General features: G+C 49.6%; 21 protein-coding genes. 3 read left to right on the top strand and 18 right to left on the bottom strand.

Features of this window, described 5'->3' with window-relative positions; all coding sequences use genetic code 11:
* Positions 1–66: 66 nt before the first annotated feature.
* Entirely contained in the window at positions 67–636 is a 570-nt protein-coding gene (locus tag PBOR_RS16425) for a TetR/AcrR family transcriptional regulator (protein ID WP_042213419.1), read from the bottom strand.
* Between the two features lie 185 nt (positions 637–821).
* Here PBOR_RS16425 and PBOR_RS16420 point away from each other — a divergent pair, with 185 nt between their 5' ends.
* Entirely contained in the window at positions 822–1,265 is a 444-nt protein-coding gene (locus PBOR_RS16420) for a DUF4395 domain-containing protein (protein ID WP_042213417.1), read from the top strand.
* Positions 1,266–1,379: 114 nt separating this feature from the next.
* On the opposite strand, the gene PBOR_RS16415 is transcribed toward PBOR_RS16420, so the two are convergent.
* The 9 genes from PBOR_RS16415 to PBOR_RS16370 all read right to left on the bottom strand — a co-directional run bounded on the left by PBOR_RS16415 (position 1,380) and on the right by PBOR_RS16370 (position 9,315).
* Complete coding sequence (locus PBOR_RS16415; RefSeq protein ID WP_042213414.1) at positions 1,380–1,718, bottom strand: DUF6054 family protein; 339 nt, start codon at positions 1,716–1,718, stop codon at positions 1,380–1,382.
* 41 nt (positions 1,719–1,759) lie between these two features.
* On the bottom strand, positions 1,760–2,290 hold the full coding sequence (locus PBOR_RS16410) for a hypothetical protein (RefSeq protein ID WP_042213412.1): 531 nt from the start codon (positions 2,288–2,290) through the stop codon (positions 1,760–1,762).
* A 254-nt stretch (positions 2,291–2,544) separates the two neighbouring features.
* Complete coding sequence (locus PBOR_RS16405) at positions 2,545–3,291, bottom strand: 4'-phosphopantetheinyl transferase family protein (RefSeq protein WP_042213410.1); 747 nt, start codon at positions 3,289–3,291, stop codon at positions 2,545–2,547.
* Positions 3,292–3,318: 27 nt separating this feature from the next.
* Positions 3,319–4,251, bottom strand: a complete 933-nt coding sequence (locus tag PBOR_RS16400) for an NAD-dependent epimerase/dehydratase family protein (protein WP_042213407.1) — start codon at positions 4,249–4,251, stop codon at positions 3,319–3,321.
* A 287-nt stretch (positions 4,252–4,538) separates the two neighbouring features.
* The gene (locus PBOR_RS16390) at positions 4,539–5,525 is read right to left on the bottom strand and encodes an ROK family protein (RefSeq protein WP_042213403.1); all 987 of its coding nucleotides are present in this window, start codon (positions 5,523–5,525) and stop codon (positions 4,539–4,541) included.
* Positions 5,526–5,709: 184 nt separating this feature from the next.
* Positions 5,710–6,495, bottom strand: coding sequence for an ABC transporter permease (locus PBOR_RS16385; RefSeq protein WP_039292825.1), 786 nt, complete (start codon positions 6,493–6,495; stop codon positions 5,710–5,712).
* Between the two features lie 6 nt (positions 6,496–6,501).
* Complete coding sequence (locus PBOR_RS16380; RefSeq protein ID WP_039292934.1) at positions 6,502–7,296, bottom strand: ABC transporter permease; 795 nt, start codon at positions 7,294–7,296, stop codon at positions 6,502–6,504.
* Between the two features lie 70 nt (positions 7,297–7,366).
* Positions 7,367–8,422, bottom strand: coding sequence for an ABC transporter ATP-binding protein (locus PBOR_RS16375; protein ID WP_042213399.1), 1,056 nt, complete (start codon positions 8,420–8,422; stop codon positions 7,367–7,369).
* Between the two features lie 110 nt (positions 8,423–8,532).
* Positions 8,533–9,315, bottom strand: coding sequence for a GTP cyclohydrolase II (locus PBOR_RS16370; protein ID WP_042213396.1), 783 nt, complete (start codon positions 9,313–9,315; stop codon positions 8,533–8,535).
* Positions 9,316–9,608: 293 nt separating this feature from the next.
* Here PBOR_RS16370 and catR point away from each other — a divergent pair, with 293 nt between their 5' ends.
* Positions 9,609–9,935 carry a catDE operon transcriptional regulator CatR gene (gene catR / locus PBOR_RS16365; RefSeq protein WP_042213394.1) on the top strand — a complete coding sequence of 109 codons (327 nt, stop codon included), beginning with the start codon at positions 9,609–9,611 and terminating at the stop codon, positions 9,933–9,935.
* A gap of 74 nt (positions 9,936–10,009) precedes the next feature.
* Here catR and PBOR_RS16360 read toward each other — a convergent pair whose 3' ends face one another.
* From PBOR_RS16360 to PBOR_RS16345, 4 genes are read right to left on the bottom strand one after another with little or no spacing between them, the layout of a single operon-like run.
* On the bottom strand, positions 10,010–10,891 hold the full coding sequence (locus PBOR_RS16360) for an ABC transporter permease (protein WP_042213392.1): 882 nt from the start codon (positions 10,889–10,891) through the stop codon (positions 10,010–10,012).
* Positions 10,888–11,883: an ABC transporter ATP-binding protein gene (locus tag PBOR_RS16355; protein WP_042213390.1), complete on the bottom strand. Its 996-nt coding sequence runs from the start codon at positions 11,881–11,883 to the stop codon at positions 10,888–10,890. The genes PBOR_RS16360 and PBOR_RS16355 overlap by 4 nt, the downstream gene beginning before the upstream one ends.
* Positions 11,880–13,001, bottom strand: a complete 1,122-nt coding sequence (locus tag PBOR_RS16350) for a hypothetical protein (RefSeq protein ID WP_042213388.1) — start codon at positions 12,999–13,001, stop codon at positions 11,880–11,882. Before PBOR_RS16350 ends, PBOR_RS16355 begins: the two co-directional genes overlap by 4 nt.
* A 23-nt stretch (positions 13,002–13,024) precedes the next feature.
* On the bottom strand, positions 13,025–13,540 hold the full coding sequence (locus PBOR_RS16345; RefSeq protein WP_042213385.1) for a sigma-70 family RNA polymerase sigma factor: 516 nt from the start codon (positions 13,538–13,540) through the stop codon (positions 13,025–13,027).
* Between the two features lie 359 nt (positions 13,541–13,899).
* Between PBOR_RS16345 and PBOR_RS16340 the strand changes: the two genes are divergently transcribed.
* The gene (locus PBOR_RS16340) at positions 13,900–14,112 is read left to right on the top strand and encodes a hypothetical protein (protein ID WP_039292850.1); all 213 of its coding nucleotides are present in this window, start codon (positions 13,900–13,902) and stop codon (positions 14,110–14,112) included.
* Positions 14,113–14,283: 171 nt separating this feature from the next.
* On the opposite strand, the gene PBOR_RS16335 is transcribed toward PBOR_RS16340, so the two are convergent.
* The 4 genes from PBOR_RS16335 to PBOR_RS16320 form a co-directional block, all read right to left on the bottom strand.
* Complete coding sequence (locus PBOR_RS16335; protein WP_042213382.1) at positions 14,284–14,598, bottom strand: hypothetical protein; 315 nt, start codon at positions 14,596–14,598, stop codon at positions 14,284–14,286.
* A 126-nt stretch (positions 14,599–14,724) separates the two neighbouring features.
* Positions 14,725–16,176 (bottom strand): N-acetylglucosamine-specific PTS transporter subunit IIBC, encoded by a 1,452-nt coding sequence (gene nagE / locus PBOR_RS16330; protein ID WP_042213380.1) that lies wholly within the window; start codon positions 16,174–16,176, stop codon positions 14,725–14,727.
* Between the two features lie 42 nt (positions 16,177–16,218).
* Positions 16,219–16,728, bottom strand: coding sequence for a PTS sugar transporter subunit IIA (locus tag PBOR_RS16325; protein ID WP_042213378.1), 510 nt, complete (start codon positions 16,726–16,728; stop codon positions 16,219–16,221).
* Positions 16,729–16,749: 21 nt separating this feature from the next.
* On the bottom strand, positions 16,750–17,616 hold the full coding sequence (locus tag PBOR_RS16320; RefSeq protein WP_081972071.1) for a PRD domain-containing protein: 867 nt from the start codon (positions 17,614–17,616) through the stop codon (positions 16,750–16,752).
* Positions 17,617–17,659 lie beyond the last annotated feature (43 nt).

Here is a 17,659-nt window from a genome sequence, read left to right as displayed (position 1 = left end):
TATCCTCCTGATTTCTGTTTGTTCTCTCTCTATGTGTTACATTGTTGCAGATGGTGCTGTGAAACCTTAAGCCAGTATTGCCGGAATGCTCTCTGCTGCCGCAACCAGCGGCTGGACATTTCTGCAGGTCAACGCCAGAAGCAGCGCACCTTCAAACAGAGATACAACAACAGATGCCTTGCTGTCAGCGCATTCTTCCTGCATTCCTTCCTTAATTAGACGCTGTGCAATCACATCCTGCCAATCCTTGAACACACATTGACAAGCGCTCCGCAGCTCATTGCTGACACACGAAGTCTCCACAGCTACCCAGAAGCTGAACGGTACTAATCCCTCGAATGAGGATTCCTCCGCCTCCTTGGCCATGGACAGTATGAAATTCTGCACCGCCCGGGCAGGCGAGTCTTCACTCTCTACATGAAGCCGCAGGTTTTGGGAGACCATTTCACTCGTCCGGTTAATACAGGTCAACACCAGCTCTTCTTTGCCGTGGGGAAAATAATAATACAAAGATCCTTTGGGCGAATCACTGTCCTTGATGATCTGATTTAGTCCGGTTGCATGATAGCCCTGTGTGAAAAACAATCTCGAAGCCGTATCCAGAATAGCTTCGCGTGCATTATGCTTGTTTGACAAGCTGGACACTTCCTTTATAGGTGTTTCTACACTTTTATAACAATTGGTCTACATAATAAAACCATGAATGAACTCCGGCTGTCAATGGATAATAATTTCAAATTTTAATGTTTCCGCTTACTGATTGCCACATTCCCGATCATTGAGTATAATTTAATTAATCCAATGCGAAAGGTGTGATTTCGATGAGTGAGCCATCTGTTATAAAGGGAATTCCCCGGCCGTTAGTCAAGACCAATCAGGCTTTTATCGTAATTTCGGTATTAACGGCACTATTTACGGAAGCCTACTGGATTCTTGCCTTGCCGCTTGCCGCAGGACTGTCGGGTCTGCTGTTCGGTTACAACCCCGTGATCAAGCTGGCAGCGAAATTCCTTACTAAGGAACGTTCCGCCTATGTACTGGAAGATTGGGAACAGCAGCAGTTCAATCAGAGCATTGCTGTCTTCTGCCTGACTGGAGGACTGGTCAGCTTTCTTGTCGGCTGGACAGTAGCGGCTTATATCTTCACTATCATGGTTGCACTAGCAGCCACAGTAGCAATCCTCGGCTTCTGCATTGGCTGCTTCATCCATTATCAGTGGAGAATGTATACCTATAGACGCAAACAGGCAGCTCTCCACAAATAAGCCGGAGTCTGTGCTGCCCGGGCGATGAATATTACAGGGCCAGTAAGACACAGCAGCTGCATGCTGCCAAGACATATGCTGGCCTCCAGGCTCCCTCATCCGTCATTTCTCTGCTTAATCCACAATGAAGTCCGAGAGAATCTGCTCCACAGCAGAAGCAAAGCTTTTGCCGGCTCCCCAATCAATCTTAATGATCATTCCCCTTGAGCCTCCTGCCGGAATGATCCGGACATTACTCCGTCCCTTCAGATTATCCACAATGATCACCAGTGCAGCCTGATTACCGGAACGGAAGTAGTAACGTTCATACACCAGCGTCCCGATCATCATTCCTCCTCCGAGATCATTCAGTTCCTCATATAACAGCTCCGACTCCTGCGGCATCCCCTCTTTGATCAGCGCAAGCGTTTCATTTGGCTGCAATCTGACATCGAAATGATAAGCCTCACTCATTCTCCTCACCCTCCCACAGGTTTGTAGCATAATTTGGCTGCTTATTGAACCTCGCCCGCCACATCCCAGCGATGACGGAATTTCTCCAGCCGCGGATGTACATGAGCCGGCGCTTCGGACAACAGCAGGCGCAGCTTGACGATCCATTCTTCGAATGAAGAATAAGAGGCGAACTGATTTGCCATCTCCGGGGTCAGATAGAGAAAATAAGGTGCGGGATAGACATCGCTGATATGGCGCAGCGCTGAATCCAGCGGTGTGTATTTCTTGCGTTTTCCTTCAAGACTTTCCACTGTAATGAACGACCGTCCCTGATCTCTTTTCCACTCATGCAGCCGGTCCTCCCGCTTATAATAGGCCTGCACCGGCTCCTTCGTCATCCGTCTCACGGTTTCTTCGTGCAGCGGATACAGCACCAGCTTGGTGAATTTGCGCTCTATTGCGGTCTCAGCGGCCTTCAGCAGATCCATATCCGAGATACGCTCGAATGAATCGTAGAAGATCAGGGTCCCTTTGCGTTCAGCGGCTGGCGGTTCATAACCATAAGGCACATGCTGAATGTCTCGTTTCATCATAACCCTCCTGTGTGCTTCATTCCCTACAGCATATCATGCTACTCTGGATGACGTACAATTCTGCGGACCCCATATTTCTGCAATGACAGCTCACCTGAAGCATGCCAAGATAACTCTGGAGTGAGGATAACCGCAAAAAAGCAGCGCTGCCATGATAGGCAATCGCTGCTACAATACCTGTAATTGTCGGGCTGTGCAAGGATCATATGTATCTGGCGGGTCTAATGCGGCTGGCGGGAGCCTCTCTTGCCCTACAAGACGGGGAGCCCGTTAAGCTCTGGAGCAGATTGCTCTGCCTGCGCCCGGCAGCGGCGAAGAAACACTTCGGCGAGATCCTTAGCCCGGACAACTAAATATTGATCAGGAAAACGAAAGTCAGTTGAACAAGCTGTCAACACATAACCGGGATCTACCGGATATTGCCTGAATGCATGATCGGGCAGCCGGTCACTGAGCATAGACTGCTCATATTTCAATACGTACTGCTTGGAGAATACCGAACGGATCGGATTCGTCAGCCCGATTCCCTCCATCTTCAGATAACTCTCTTTTCGTGTCCATAGGTCATAGTAATAGCGTGTTTGAGCTTCGGGTTTCAAGTTCTGGTATTGCTCCATTTCTTCAGCGGACAGGCTATACCGGGCGAACGCCGGATTTACGGCGGCCATCTTCTGGATATCGATTCCAACCCGCTGGCCCTTGCGGCTGACGATACCTGCCACCCACTTTCCCGAATGTGAGATGTTATAATCCCAGGGTTCGCGCATAGTTGACAGCCGGGGTTTGCCAAACACTCCTTTGTCAAAGCGGATCTCATCATTCCGCATTCCCTCAATATCCATCGCGAACATCCGGGCGAGGATGTCTCCGATAAGAGCTCTGCGGACATCATCCTCACGCTTCAGCCGGCTGCTGCTCATCCGGCGCTCCGGTGACACATGGGCCAGCAGCTCGTGAACTGAAAAAGCGGTTCCCAGTGATACGGCAATAATATGCATGAACGGCAGCGCCTCCTATCGTTTCTCCTATTCCTGTTGCTCCCGGAACCAGCCTAACGTTTCTTTCACCGCTACCTTATACGCGGTAGGAGAATATTCCGGGAACCGCTTCATGAACTTGTTCTCATTCAGCAGCAGTGGATACTCGAATTCATAGAGCAACTCATGGAATTCCTTAGCTTCTTTGTCGAATATACCGGCCAAACCGACTGCCCAGCCCGGCAGTGTCCGGCATTTCCTTGGACTGTCTGCTTCATCCTGGATCATATTCAGGAATTGCCGGCCTTCAATCGCCCCGGAGCCGGATACATGCCATTCCCCTTCTTCACCGCTGTCCGCAAGCAGCACGGCCGCTTTGGCCGCATCGCGGATATAGACCAGGTCATGGGGAACATCCAGCTTAACCGGCCAGGCAATAGTTCTGGCCCGCAGCGCTCCGCTGAATATCGGACCGAATACCCTGTTCGTAACGTTGGGTCCATAGTAGTCAGGATAACGCGGGATGACATAGCGGAAGCCGTGCTCTGCTGCCTGCTTCATCAGCAGCTCCTCCAGCTGGTTGCGAAGCTTGCCCTTGCGGGTAAGTGCCGCTTTAGGATGATTTTCATCAGCGGGAAGGTACTGAAATCTGCCGTATCCATAGACATTGCCCGGAAAGACCAGTGTCTGCCCGGAATGGAGCCTTCCGGTTAACCGTTCCAATGCTTTAGGCATGATAGTGTACCACTCCTGGTAAGGAACATTAAGACAGAAGTAGACTGTTGTTACTCCTGTCAGCAGAGAGGCAAGACCCTTGTCATCCTGTATATCCAGTGAAGCAATAGTCAGCAGCGGTCCCCGCAGTCTGCTAAGTGCCTCATTAGAACGATGATAGGTAGCAGTTACCAGCTTGCCCCGTGACAGTAATTCTTGGGTGATGGAATAGCCCAAACCGCCATTGCCCCCGATTACGAGATTCATAACATTACCGGCTCCTTATCGAGCGTATGAATACCTTCGGCCACCAGCTTAACGGTCCATTCAATCTGCTCGCGATTATGATTGGCAGTGTTGAAGAACCGGATGCAGGGCGCTTCCTCAACAACTGCATGATATCGAACTGCTGCAATATTCTTAAGATACTATTAGTATACATTGATGAATATACTGTCTTCATTGGGATAATTTGACGATTATTGTCGTTTACGGTCTTTAATATGTATATATGGTGAATTATTGCGATTCAATAGTTTTGCAGCACTCTAACTTTATGATCGCTGAACAACTTCAGGATTCAGTCTCTGATTCGCATATACCGCTGCTCCAAGTGTGCCCGCACTGCTGCCCAGTTCGGCCTGAACGATCCTGCATTTGCCTCCTGAGAGCTTCAGCGCATGAGCCTTTACTGTGTCGCGGACGCTGCCCAGCAGCCGGTCTCCTGCCGCAGCCATGCCGCCCCCGATAATGATCAGCTCAGGGTTTAGCAGATTAATCACATTAGCCAGGCCGAATCCCAGCAGTTCTCCGGTTTCATGCATGACTTCGATCGCCAGCCGGTCCCCGAGATCATAAGCTTCTGAAATCATCTTTGCGGTAATTTGCCCGTCATCCTGATTGGTCCAAGTCTGAATCAGACTGCTCTTCCCTTCCAGCAGCTTCTCTTTGAACGTGTTGACCATGCCCACAGCAGATACATACCTTCCAAGGCATCCGGAGCTCCCGCACCGGCATGGCCGGCCATGCCGGTACATATTCATATGTCCGATTTCACCAGCGCTGAAGGTTGTTCCATACAACACCTTGCCGTCATGGACGATGCCCGAGCCTAATCCGGTGCCGAGTGTGAGCAGCACGAGATTCCGGCACCCTTTTCCGGCACCCTGCTGCCATTCCCCGTATAAATTAACCCGCACATCATTATCTATGAAGACCGGGTAATCGTAAAAGGGTTTCATTTCGTTTACTATATGTATTTGTTCCCATCCGGGAAAGTTAGGCGAAAAAATGGACAGGCCTTCCTCCGGGTCCAGCAGACCGGGAATTCCCATGCCCATACATGCAATCTGCTGCTGATCAATCCCACTTCCTTCTGTAAGCTGTGTAACTGCCAACCTGATCCGCCCCAGCACATGAGCCGGTCCTGCAGCCGCTTCTGTTGGCATGGACAGTTCATCTACCGCCATGAAATTCTCATTGAACAGTCCCGCTTTAATATTGGTTCCGCCCAGATCGATGCCTATCGTATAATTGTTCATCACTTCTGCCCCTTTACAGTAATTGTCCTGGCTTCACTCTCAAGCCTTATTATGCGCTTTCATTCATGGGGCAGGTAGGATTTTTTGAGCATCATTATAGTATTTTCTATACAAAAAAGGCCGTCCTTGCCAGCCTATAGATAGCTGCTTGGACGACCCAGTATGATTTTCTTTGCGGATTCCCTTAGGATCCCGCACCTTTATACCGCTTAACCCCATAGCTCCAGGCCATCAGGCCGATGCCGAGGAACACCGCACCCACCACCGGGGTCAGCAGCGCCATCCCCTTCATCTCATCACGGTGAAGGAACAGGGCTGCCGGATAGATCCCGACAAAAGCAAACGGGATGATCCAGGTGAGCAGCACCTGAATCGCCCGGTTGTAGATCGTAACCGGATAACGGCCGTAGGTCTGGATGTTATACATCAGCGGCAGAATACCGGTCGGCGCATCGGAGTAGAACGACAACGAAGTCAGTGTCGTATAGATGCCGGTATAGATCGCTACCGCACTGAGTGTCAGGATAATCAGCATCGGAATGGTCCACCATTCGAACGGCAGACCCAGATTGCTGCCGCTGATGGCCATAACAATCAGTCCGATGAAGGAACCCACAAGGGACGGCGGATCTACATTCTCCAGGAAGATCTGGAACAGGTTATGCGCCGGACGGGTCAGAATGCGGTCCATCTCGCCTTTGACGATATAACGCTCACTGAAGCCCCACATATTCACGAAGCAGCTGAACACGCCGAACGGCACCATGAAGAAGCCGTAGACGAATACCACTTCGTTCTGATTCCAGCCGCCCAGGCTGTCAGTATGCATGAAAATGACAAGAATGAAGATAAAGTTCGTTGCCTGGAAGAGCAGATCGGAAACCACCTCCACCCAGAAATCAGCGCGGTAGGTTAACCGTGTCTTCATATAATTTTTCAGATATTCAATTAACAAGCCCAAATAGTACATTCCGGCTCAACCTCCCTGCACGAACAGCCGCTGGCGCGCTGCGTGATATAGCCAGACAATCGGAACCAGCAGGACCAGGAACCAGATCACCTGGATGCCCAGCACATTCCAAATGCCCACTCCCTGCACACGGCCTGTGAATACAGACCCCGGCAGATATGTGATGGCTTGAAAGGGCAGAACCTTAAGAATGGACGATAACCAGCCCGGGAACAGCGTAATCGGTACGATGAGGCCGGAGAACAGGTCGACGATAACACGCTTCATGCGCATCATCCCCTCATTATTCTCGACGAAGAATGCAGACAGCCCTGTTATGATATTGATCTGCGAACTGATCAGGAAGCTGAAGAAGAGCATCACCAGGAAGCCGATCCAGGCCGAAGGTTCTGTCGGCAGCTGCACCGGAAACAGCAGAATGGCAATCACCATACCCGGGATCATCAGCATCATGAAGCGGAACAGTCCTTCCCCAAGCCCCTGCATCATTTTGACCAGTACATAGTTATAAGGGCGGATGAACTGAATCGCTATGCTCCCGTCGCGGATATCGGTAGAAATCTCCCTGTCCAGGTTATTGAAATAGAAGGCCCGTGCCATCCACGAGACGGCCACATAGGTAGTCATCTGTGCTCCGGTAAAGCCGCCGAGGGACTCCCCGTTGCCATAAATAGCTTTCCAGGTGAAATAGTTAACCCCGATATTCAGCGTGTAGATCAGGATTCCTGAGTAGTAATTAATGCGGTATGCCAGCATGGTCAGGAAGCGGATGCGGATGAAATCGAAATAAGCGCCGAGCAGCAGCCTGCGGCCGTTCTCTCCAGAACCGCCTGAAGAGCCTCCGGAGGAGGCAACTGCACCATTAAGCTGCTCAGACATGGACAACCTCTTTCTCATCACTGAGTGCTGCGATCTTCTCTTCCGGCTTGTCTGCGGAACCTGACTGATAAATACTGCGGACAATATCGTCCGTATTTGTTTCAATGATTTTGATATCGGTAATATCTGCCTGTCCAACCACCCGGCCCAGTACATCCGATACATTCAGCTCCAGCGGAATCCATACCTTGGCACCAAGCTCATTCTCAGCTGTCCAGGTAACCGGCATCCCCTGTGTCCACTGCACCAGCTGCTGCAGCTTCGTAGCAGTACCGAACTGGAACTGCACTTCACGTCCTGTTCCCCACCGCTGCTTGAGATCCTCCAGACCCCCGTCATAGATAATCCGCCCGTCATCAAGCATGATAACCCGCGAACACAGCGCTTCGATATCCTGGAGGTCATGTGTAGTCAGCAGAATGGTTGTGCCATGCTCACGGTTCATATCCTTGAGGAATTCACGAATCTCTGACTTCACTACAATATCAAGGCCGATCGTCGGCTCATCCAGAAACAGAATGGACGGATTGTGCAGCAGCGCAGCCACAAGCTCGCAGCGCATCCGCTGACCGAGACTGAGCTTGCGTACCGGACGGTTCAGCAGATCCTGCAGCTCCAGCCGCTCGACTAGCTCATCCAGCCGTTTTTTGAAATCCTGCTCGGAGACCCGGTACACCTTGCGCAGCAGCTGGAAGGATTCGATGACACCGATATCCCACCAGAGCTGGCTGCGCTGGCCGAATACGACTCCGATGTTCTGCACGAACTTCTCCCGTTCCGCATACGGCACGAAGCCGCCTACAGAAAGACTGCCGGCGGTGGGTACGAGTATCCCGGTGAGCATTTTGATCGTGGTCGATTTGCCGGCCCCGTTCTCCCCGATGTATCCGCATATTTCGCCTTCGGGAATACTGAACGAAATGTCCTTCACTGCGGTCACTTCGGAATATTGCCGTTTAAACAAATCAGCGAAGGCCCCTTTGAGGCCCTCGCGGTTTTTTTGGACTTTAAATGTCTTGCGCAAGTCCTGCACTTGAATAGCATTCATAGGTTACCTCACTAAGCTAAGTATTGGGTTCAGTACCCCATTATAATGTAATGAATGCAAAAGTACTACCTATTTCCCTTGCCATTTCACTTCGCCGTGTTCCGGCTGATTTATTTGGCTACTCTGCCTTCAAAAAAATCCGCGCTCTGCACTGCCTCTAAATGGCCGGAGCGGGTCACTTTGGTCCGCAGATACTTTTCGTTGAAGACCGAAACGTCGCCCCACAGCGGCACTCTTTTGACCGTGTTCATTCCGGCAGCTCTCAAAGCTTCCATCTTCTTCGGATTGTTGGTGATCAAGGTTACCGGTTTGCTGCGCAGGTGCTGAAGCACGCTGATCGCGTCTGTGTAATCTCTGGAATCGTCGGCAAAGCCCAGCTCCAGATTAGCTTCAACAGTATCATATCCTTCTTCCTGCAAAATATAAGCCATCGCTTTGCTGAACAAGCCGATGCCTCGTCCCTCATGATTAGCCAGGTAAAAGAGTGCTCCGGAACCATGCTGGGCAATCATCTTCATCGATGTGTGCAGCTGGAAGCCGCAATCACAGCGTTTGCTGCCAAAAATATCGCCGGTATGGCAAATGCTGTGCATCCGGATCAGCGCTTCGTCGGAGTTCTCGAAATCCCCATAGACAAGAACGCTTGACTGTTGCCCATCCGCAAGGTTCATTGAAGACAGGCGGCTGATGAGCAGTTCTGTTGCTTCTTTACCCTCCGCTTGCTGAAGCTCTTCATCCGTCACTTTCAGCCAGCTGTACCATTTGAAGGTAACGGTCTCCCCGTCGAGGTTCACAGGTAAGGTAATGGGACCAACCAGTATATTCGTGGAATCATCCATTGAGATCCGTTTGATTTTGTTCTGTAGTATGGAAAGAATATCGGGTTTGATCATGAGTGCACCGTCCTAAAAGTTTTGATAGCATAAGCTTCTCCGAACTGCTGTCGCAAAGCTCGCTTCGGAAGCATAGGCTTAGTTGGTATGCGCAGGCCATGCAACTTTTCCCTAAATAATGCGTAATAGCCTATGCCTGGTTCATTAAATTTAAATATTCACGTTTTGCACTAGTAACTATTTGTAAGTTAGTTTATCATTGTAATATAAGTTCGTCAAGTTATAATATATATATAAATATTTATGATTACTTATTGTAAGTTTATGATATAATGAATGTTGAGGTGATGCTAATGAACAACTTCGAAATGTGTCCACGCTTCGAGAAAGCGGTCGATGTGCTTAGTAAACGTTGGGTTGCTCTTATCGTGTTCGTACTGATGGATGGTCCGCGGCGATTCGGGGAAATCGAGCATTGCTTATCCAATCTAAGCGGCAAAGTACTGTCTGACCGGCTGAAGGAAATGGAGAACGAAGGCATTATTCAGCGCACGGTATATCCTGAAATGCCTGTGCGTATTGAGTATTCGTTAACCGACAAAGGCACGGCACTGGCTCCCATTCTTGGTGAAATCGGCACCTGGTCCACGGATTGGATCGAGATTGGCGTGACCAAATGATTGCCGGCTTGCATGCCAAATAGCGCCCCTGAAGTTCCTTAACCAGGAAACTTTGAGGGCGCTGTTTGTTTGTCTTATAAATCTTTGCGCTGAAAATGCAGAATTCCTACCGCAAATGCAATTATGGTATAACACACAGCATAAACGATGAATGACACTGACGGGTACGCACTGATATTAATGATGCTGAGTCCGCCGTTACTAAGCGAAACAAGACCGCCAATCTCATTCAGACTGAACAGCTCGGCGGTCATTCTCCGCTGCAAAGCATCCGCCGGCATCAGCATTGAAATGATTCCGGTCAAATTATGCAGCACATTCAGCGCATCATTCTCCAGCCGCAGTGATCCGCTAAGCTTATCAAGCATTCCTCCCAGAAACCCAGCCCCATAGAGCATCGTCATGAATACGCCGTTCCCCAGCGCCGAGAAGATCCCTGAACCCAGCATGGACACGCAGATTAACAATGGAACCACAGAAGCAAACAGAAGAAATGACTTCACTAGTGCTGCCGGATCTTTGGGAACACTCGCATGGAAGCTTGTGATCAGCAGGATAGCCAGAAATAGAATGAAAGCATAAGCTACGCCCAGCGTTACGAAGCCGAGCCAGCGTCCGAGATACCATTTCCAGCGCGGCAGCGGCCGGGGCAGTAATGCCTGCATGACACCCTGCTCGGCTTCTCCGGCAATCACCGAGAACGAGCTGAAGATTGCCAGAAAGGCGATGACAAATGCGCCGAAGAAGAAACCCAGACTAAGGATAAAGGCACCGTTAGTAAATCGTGTGATCAGCTCGCTCCCGTTATGTACTGAACCTGCTCCCGGGTTATTCTTTCCAACCGTATCGGCCACAAACCAGAAGGCGATCAGAAATACAAATGTAAGCAGCAGGGTCAGCAGCATCACCTTTTTGCGCAGCATTTCCTTCCAGGTCATCGCAAGGATGGTGCTCATTCGCGTTCCCCCCTATGGCTGAGTCCGGACACAGCATCCATGAACCACTCCTCCAGCCGCTCTTTTTTGCGGGTTACTTCATATAAAGTCATCCCCTGCTCCACAATAAGTCCGTTCAGCCAGCCCGCCTGCTCTTCGTTATCCAATTCTGCTTCCAGCCACACGACACTGCTGCCAGCTTCCGGTTCTTGTCCGTTTCCCTGCTCCGTTCTTTCAGCTCCAGCATCCGAGTGTCTGATGTTTAGCCCCGTGTGCTCATTCAGCCAGGACAGCAAAAAAGGCGTGTAGCCGCCCACTTTGAACTGCCAGCGGGTCCGCTGGCTCAGCATCTCTGATACTTTGCCGTGCCGCAGGACCGCCCCGTTATTAAGCAGAGCCATCCGGTCGCACAGCACTTCAACATCCTCAAGCAAATGTGAGTTGAGAAAAATCGTGATCCCGCGCTCCTTCAGCCGCTCCAGAATCATCCGCACTTCCATTCTCCCGATTGGATCAAGGGCTGATGAAGGCTCATCGAGAAAAATAAGCTCCGGCTCATTGACCAGCGCACAGGCCAGTCCCAGCCGCTGCTGCATTCCCTTGGAATAATGCTTCACCCGGTCCTTCCCGCGCTGCCCGATGCCAACCTCCTGCAAGAGCTGCGGAATCCTTTTATCCGCCAATGTCCTCTCGATCCGGCATAGCCTGGCATGCAGTCTGACTACCTCTTCTCCTGTCAGCCACTCCTGATAACGGTATAGCTCCGGCAAGTAACCAATCTTGGCTTTCGCTTCAAGAGAACCCAGCGGATGACCCAGTATGGAAGCATTCCCGCCAGTTGGTGAGATGAGTCCCACCAGCATTTTGACGAAGGTACTCTTGCCGGCGCCGTTGGGGCCGAGGAAGCCAAAGGCTTCCCCTTTCCCCACAGTGATGGTAACATCCCGGCAACCGCGTCCGTTATTATATTCCTTGGTCAGGGCGTTAGCATCAATTGCAGGTGCGCTGCTCATTGCGTGATCAACTCCTGTACTTTCTGAATGAATTGATCTCTATCCGGATAGACATCTCCACCCGTAAGCTGGAGCATCTGACCATCCTGGACCCAGACTGCAGAATAGCTGTAGCCTCTGCTGAACTTCATTTCGGTAAGAATAACAGGGGTGTCGGCTACCGTAATCTGTTCATCATTGCTGCCCTTTATCAGCGGCATTGGAATATCACCGGACAGAATCCGGCTCTTCTGCAGGTCGCTTCTCAGATAATCGGGAATTAGCGGAAAGTTAACTACCGCATCCAACGCTTCATCCATATCTATAGAAGGATCAACGGTAACTACAGGTGTATTCATCTGCGACAGAGTAGCCCAATGCTCCTCATCTGGAGACAAGTCATAATTCACAATTTCCGGCAAATGCAGGGTGAGCGGTTTGCCGTCCACAGACTCAGGCAGCAGATCGTTCGAACCTACACGCTTCAACGCCTGATTCACTTCATCCACATTCAGCGTCAGGGTAATATCACGGGATGCGTTTACTCCTACAGTCTTAATGGCAGCCAAATCCTGCCCCTTCAGGGGTTCATATCCCAGCACTCCCTGCATTTCCTCTACCGGGAGCTTACCCTCGATAGATCCGTTAGCTACAGAGAAGGTGCCAAAGGAATTCATCGTCTTCTGGAAATTCCCTTCTCCGCTCACCTGATAGAACATATCACGCAGATCGCTCTCTTCCACTACAGCTACATCCTGCATCCGGAACTGGTTCAGGATAGCTGCCATGGCGGTATTGCCTACAGGAGTTGCCAGAATAGCGGCGAAGATAGCAACCCCTGCAGCCCCTGCAGCCCACTTTCGTCTCCGGTTCAGCACAGGCCCGCGTGATTTCCGGACGGTTTTCTGCGGAAGCTCTGAACCTGTATTTTCTCCTGCTCTTGCTGCTATAGAGTCTATTCCGCTTGCTGCAGAATCTGTATTAACTGCTTCCTCTATTTGTCCCGCTACAACCGCCTCCTGCTTACCCCAATCCGCCCAAACCGGATTCACAGGTTCTTGTCCGAGCTTCTCCTGCAATTTCGCCCAAGCCTCGTCTGTTCCCGCAGGCTGAGAATTCCCGTGTGCTCTATTGTTCATTGCTTCATTCCTCCCTGATGATATTATTCTTGCGGAAGCGACTTCACCGCATGCTGTTTCAATTTGGCGGTAGCCCGGCTTAACAGCGTGCCAACCACCGGCGGATTCACACCGAGCTCCCCTGCGATTTCCGCATAGCTGTAACCTGAATACTTAAGCAGCAGAGCCTGCCGGTCCCGCTCGGGAAGCCCGTCCAGCCAATTCCGTACATCTTCCTGGTCCAGCTTGCCCAGTACTACATCTTCCCCCGTAGGGGCAGAGGCATCTGTGTCGTACATTAACTCCTGCTTATTAATCAGCCTTCGCTCCCGAACTTGTTTGTTCAGGTAATCGTATCCAATCCGTGTAAGCACTCTATGCAGCCAGGCGCCCAGGGCTTCGGGATCATCCGGCGGATTTCTGTACAGTCTGAGAAAGACCTCCTGCGCCAGATCATCGGCGGCACTCTCATCCCTTACAAGTGCCGCCAGCTTTCGGCGCACGATTGGATAATGTGTATAAAAAATAGATTTAAAGTTGTCTGATTCCGGAATTTCCATCAGGGTAATCCTCCTTATCCGCTGCAGCTATAAGTAAGACGAAGACTGGAGCCGATTTGTATCATCGCCGTTCAAAAAGCTCATTCACATTCTTACCATAAGACCTGCCGATACGCAAAATAGCCCCACCAAGTGGGGCCTTAAGTTCGATGATTATTCAGTTACACAGGCACTTCCCATACCCAACATGACCATGTTAAGTATTCATATAATTACCATCTGCAAGGTCAGAATATCCATAAATGTGACAAAATTTAAAGAAATATCGCACATATTTAGTATAGACAGGTTGCTCTGGGCGGTAAAATATAGTAATTTTAAAAGTGTAAGCTATTATAAATTGAGAGGTGGAGCTAACGATGGAAAAGATGTGTATGGAAATGATGATGAACATGTGTATGGAAGACATGATGTGTAAGATGAAGAACATGAAAATGTGCATGGAAAAAATGACCGAAATGGGCATGATGGACATGGATATGGACATGATGATGAAGAAAATGCAAGAGTGCGATGAAATGATGACCATGTGTATGACCATGATGCGTGAAGGAATGCAAATGTCCAAATAAGTACCGCAATTCGTTGAAGTGAATCCGCTAAATTCACTCTAACAGTATATTCGCATATCATGGCAGAGCAGACTAACTGCATGCCATTTTTTATGTCTTTTTTTATTACTATTTTATATCTATTTATTATTCCTCTATATTTACCTTTTCATATCTCCGCTTACTTCTTAATTATCTGATCTTGATATACCGCTCTTGAATCTGTTTGGCTACGGTGATCCGCTCCATCTTCAGCTCCCAAATCTGCGTTTTCCACTGATCGCTATCCTCAGCGTCCTCATGATCTCTCAGCTTATCGAACAACTGCAGCAGCATGAAGTTAATATGATCGAACCGTGACCACAGCTCCCGTACGCTATCCACTTGTTTCTGTTCTTCCGCAAGATCTTTATAGTTCTTCAAGCGATCCAGGAGATCAGCCTGCCACTGTTCATCGTTAATTGCTATGGCGTAATTTAGAAGATCCAGATAATCATCGATTGACATGTGTACCGACTCCTTAATTTCTTTATACCAAGTATTATACTCGGTATTATGTATATTGCAATAGTTTGCGTAAAAAAAAGCAGACATCTAAGATGTCCGCTTTGGAATAGCCAGTATGCTGCAGTGTTACATCAGCTTTTTGATATCATCCTTAATCTGTTCGGACTGTGGTCCGAATACAATCTGTACGGCCCCTTGACCCAGTCTCATTACACCGGAAGCGCCGAGCTGCTTGAGTGCGGAGTCTTTAACCGCCTTATCATCATTGACGTTAAGACGCAGACGGGTAATGCAGGCATCGATGCTGCGGATGTTCGCAGGGCCGCCGATGTTCTCCAGAATTTTAGCAGCTCTGGAAGAAGCCGATACTGTTCCCCCGCCTTTGGTCAGGTCAATAATTTCATCATCCGTGTCATCTTCACGGCCTGGTGTTTTGAGATTGAACTTGACGATAATGAACCGGAACAGCACATAGTACAGAACGAAGAATGCAAGCCCCACAGGAATGAGTACCCACGCATTGGTGGAGAGCTTCATGTTAAGCAGGTAGTCAATTAACCCGGCAGAGAAACCGAACCCGAGCTTCACATCCAGCACATACATGAGGAATCCGGCAAAACCGGTAAGCAAAGCGTGTACAACATACAGAGCCGGCGCAAGGAACATGAAAGAGAATTCCAAAGGCTCAGTAATACCCGTCAGGAAGGAGGCAATCGCCGAACCGATAAAGATGGAAGCAACCATTTTGCGTTTCTCAGGCTTGGCTGTATGAATAAATGCCAGTGCCGCACCAGGCAGCGCGAACATCATAATCGGGAAAAAGCCTGTCATGAATATCCCTGCAGATTTATCTCCGGCGAAGAAGCGTGTCAGGTCACCGTGTACAATATCTCCGGCAACGTTCGTGAAATCACCAAGCTGGAACCAGGCAATTGCGTTAATGACATGATGCAGACCAAAAGGAATCAACAGACGGTTGGCGGTGCCGAAGATAAATGCACCTACAGCTCCCAGACCGACGACCCAGGTACCGAAGTCACTGATTACATCCTGGATTGGACTCCAGATCATACCGAGCAGAACAGCAAGGACCATTGTAGTCACTGCAGTAATGATAGGAACGAAACGTTTGCCTGCGAAGAAGCCAAGCCAATCCGGCATCTTGATATTGTGATATTTCTTGTACAGGAATGCTGCCCAGGCTCCGGCAAAGATACCGCCGAGTACACCCATATTTAGTTTAACATCGTCACCGATGAATGGCATTTGGGCCGGAATTACTTTGAGAATACTGTCAAGAATCTGATAAGCTATGAGTGCCGACAGCGCGGCTACTGCATCCCCTGCGAATCCGATAGCCACCCCAATGGCAAAGATAAGAGCAAGGTTGCCGAAGATTGCACCTGCGCCTGCATTAAGGAACGGTGCAACATATTGATTCAGGAATCTGCCTGCTGCCCCCATATGGAAATCCTTCTCATAGTTAATGAGTGCGAACCCTTGCAGAATCGCTGCCGCCGGCAATGTTGCGACTGGAAGCATCAATGATTTACCCAACTTCTGTAAAAAAGCTAACATAATGAAATCATCTCCCGGTTTCATATTAGTATGTCTATGTTTTTATAGCTTTGAAGCCACTGTAAGAATACTGTTCTTCCCTGCAGTAACGGAGCCGTAATGGAAGTCCACAACCGGCGTATACTCCGCGTTACTGGTCACAATGACCGGTGTAATGGTCCGGTAACCCGCAGTCCGTATCGCCTCGAGATCGAACTCAATCAGCGTTTGGCCTGCTTTCACTTCATCTCCGGTGGCAATATTGCTGATGAAGCCGTTTCCCTTCAGGCTGACCGTATCGATCCCAATATGCATCAGCAGCTGCAGACCGGAGGAATGCTCCAGGATAAGTGCGTGATTAGTTTTGACAACATGGGCAATTATTCCGTCAAAGGGAGCGATTAATCTGCCCTCGGTCGGTTCTATGGCAATTCCCTTGCCCATATGCCCGCCGGCAAACGTCTCATCCGGTACGTCAGTTAGCGGAACAGCCTGCCCGCTGACCGGAGCGGGTATCTCAATACTTGCTTCAGCATGTTTCTCTTCTTTTTTTGATTTCCATCTGGAAAACATAAATGTCACTCCTTGCCGCTGCTATTTGTTTTTCTCTAAGGTCTGGAATAACCGGTGCAGATGCATGGCGAGGAAGCATATCTCTTCTTCCGGCACGTCTACACCGAGCTTGCCTTGCATGATCTTTCCCATTTTGAGGGCCAGCTTGTATTCATCTTTGTATTCTTTCTTGATGTGCTTCACGAATGGATTATCAATGAGCGAACCCTGCAGAATCCGTTCAATAGAGAATCTCAGGTGAACCATCAGCCGGACATGGTTCATACTGCCCTGTTCAAAAATGATATTGCGTTCATTGCGGATCATATCCATCAGATCGCTTACGATATTGGAGGCTTTAACCAGCTGGCCAACCGGCACATTGCTGACCGCGGAATAGACATGATAGGTTAGGAATCCGACTTCATCTTCCGGGATCCGCACCTCGAATTCCGCACTGATCTTCTCCGCCGCCTTGTAAGCGATCTCAAATTCTTTGGGGAAGGTCATCCGGGTTTCCTCAAGAAATGGATTGACAATGTCCATCCCGCTCCGCAAGCGGAAAATGGTGAACTGGATATGGCTCGGGAGCGCCAAATAGATCTTGTCGTTTAACTTGCCGGGAAACTCACGGGCGATATCCGAAATAATCTCATCCGTTATCCTCATGACTTTGGGATCTATATCTTCCAGCAGAATCTGATACTGGCTCCATTCCTCCCGGTCCTCCAGCCGAAACAGCTTCTCAATCCGGGGATCATCCGCATCAATCACACCTGCGTCTTTAAGCGCGAAGCCGATGCCCTTGCCGATAATTACGTATTCCTTGCTTTTTTTGCCTCCTTGAACCATTACGACATTATTTCCAATCACCCGCAGAACCTGAAATTGTTCATTTTCCCTCGCCAAGTTCTCCCTCCTTTCCGTCCATTGCCTGATTTTTCGCACAAAA

This window comes from Paenibacillus borealis, assembly GCF_000758665.1.
Lineage (GTDB): Bacteria > Bacillota > Bacilli > Paenibacillales > Paenibacillaceae > Paenibacillus_AQ > Paenibacillus_AQ borealis.
The sequence above is the reverse complement of the archived record's forward strand: the minus strand, read 5'-3'. Positions and strand labels throughout refer to the sequence as shown.

Coding starts and splice junctions, on each gene's coding strand:
- nagE (WP_042213380.1), bottom strand. CDS start 16,176: ATGTTAGCTTTTTTACAGAAGTTGGGTAAATCATTGATGCTTCCAGTC.
- PBOR_RS16420 (WP_042213417.1), top strand. CDS start 822: ATGAGTGAGCCATCTGTTATAAAGGGAATTCCCCGGCCGTTAGTCAAG.
- PBOR_RS16345 (WP_042213385.1), bottom strand. CDS start 13,540: ATGGAAATTCCGGAATCAGACAACTTTAAATCTATTTTTTATACACAT.
- PBOR_RS16350 (WP_042213388.1), bottom strand. CDS start 13,001: ATGAACAATAGAGCACACGGGAATTCTCAGCCTGCGGGAACAGACGAG.
- PBOR_RS16360 (WP_042213392.1), bottom strand. CDS start 10,891: ATGAGCACCATCCTTGCGATGACCTGGAAGGAAATGCTGCGCAAAAAG.
- PBOR_RS16415 (WP_042213414.1), bottom strand. CDS start 1,718: ATGAGTGAGGCTTATCATTTCGATGTCAGATTGCAGCCAAATGAAACG.
- PBOR_RS16375 (WP_042213399.1), bottom strand. CDS start 8,422: ATGAATGCTATTCAAGTGCAGGACTTGCGCAAGACATTTAAAGTCCAA.
- PBOR_RS16405 (WP_042213410.1), bottom strand. CDS start 3,291: ATGCATATTATTGCCGTATCACTGGGAACCGCTTTTTCAGTTCACGAG.
- PBOR_RS16325 (WP_042213378.1), bottom strand. CDS start 16,728: ATGTTTTCCAGATGGAAATCAAAAAAAGAAGAGAAACATGCTGAAGCA.
- PBOR_RS16400 (WP_042213407.1), bottom strand. CDS start 4,251: ATGAATCTCGTAATCGGGGGCAATGGCGGTTTGGGCTATTCCATCACC.
- catR (WP_042213394.1), top strand. CDS start 9,609: ATGAACAACTTCGAAATGTGTCCACGCTTCGAGAAAGCGGTCGATGTG.
- PBOR_RS16355 (WP_042213390.1), bottom strand. CDS start 11,883: ATGAGCAGCGCACCTGCAATTGATGCTAACGCCCTGACCAAGGAATAT.
- PBOR_RS16340 (WP_039292850.1), top strand. CDS start 13,900: ATGGAAAAGATGTGTATGGAAATGATGATGAACATGTGTATGGAAGAC.
- PBOR_RS16385 (WP_039292825.1), bottom strand. CDS start 6,495: ATGTACTATTTGGGCTTGTTAATTGAATATCTGAAAAATTATATGAAG.
- PBOR_RS16370 (WP_042213396.1), bottom strand. CDS start 9,315: ATGATCAAACCCGATATTCTTTCCATACTACAGAACAAAATCAAACGG.
- PBOR_RS16335 (WP_042213382.1), bottom strand. CDS start 14,598: ATGTCAATCGATGATTATCTGGATCTTCTAAATTACGCCATAGCAATT.
- PBOR_RS16410 (WP_042213412.1), bottom strand. CDS start 2,290: ATGAAACGAGACATTCAGCATGTGCCTTATGGTTATGAACCGCCAGCC.
- PBOR_RS16390 (WP_042213403.1), bottom strand. CDS start 5,525: ATGAACAATTATACGATAGGCATCGATCTGGGCGGAACCAATATTAAA.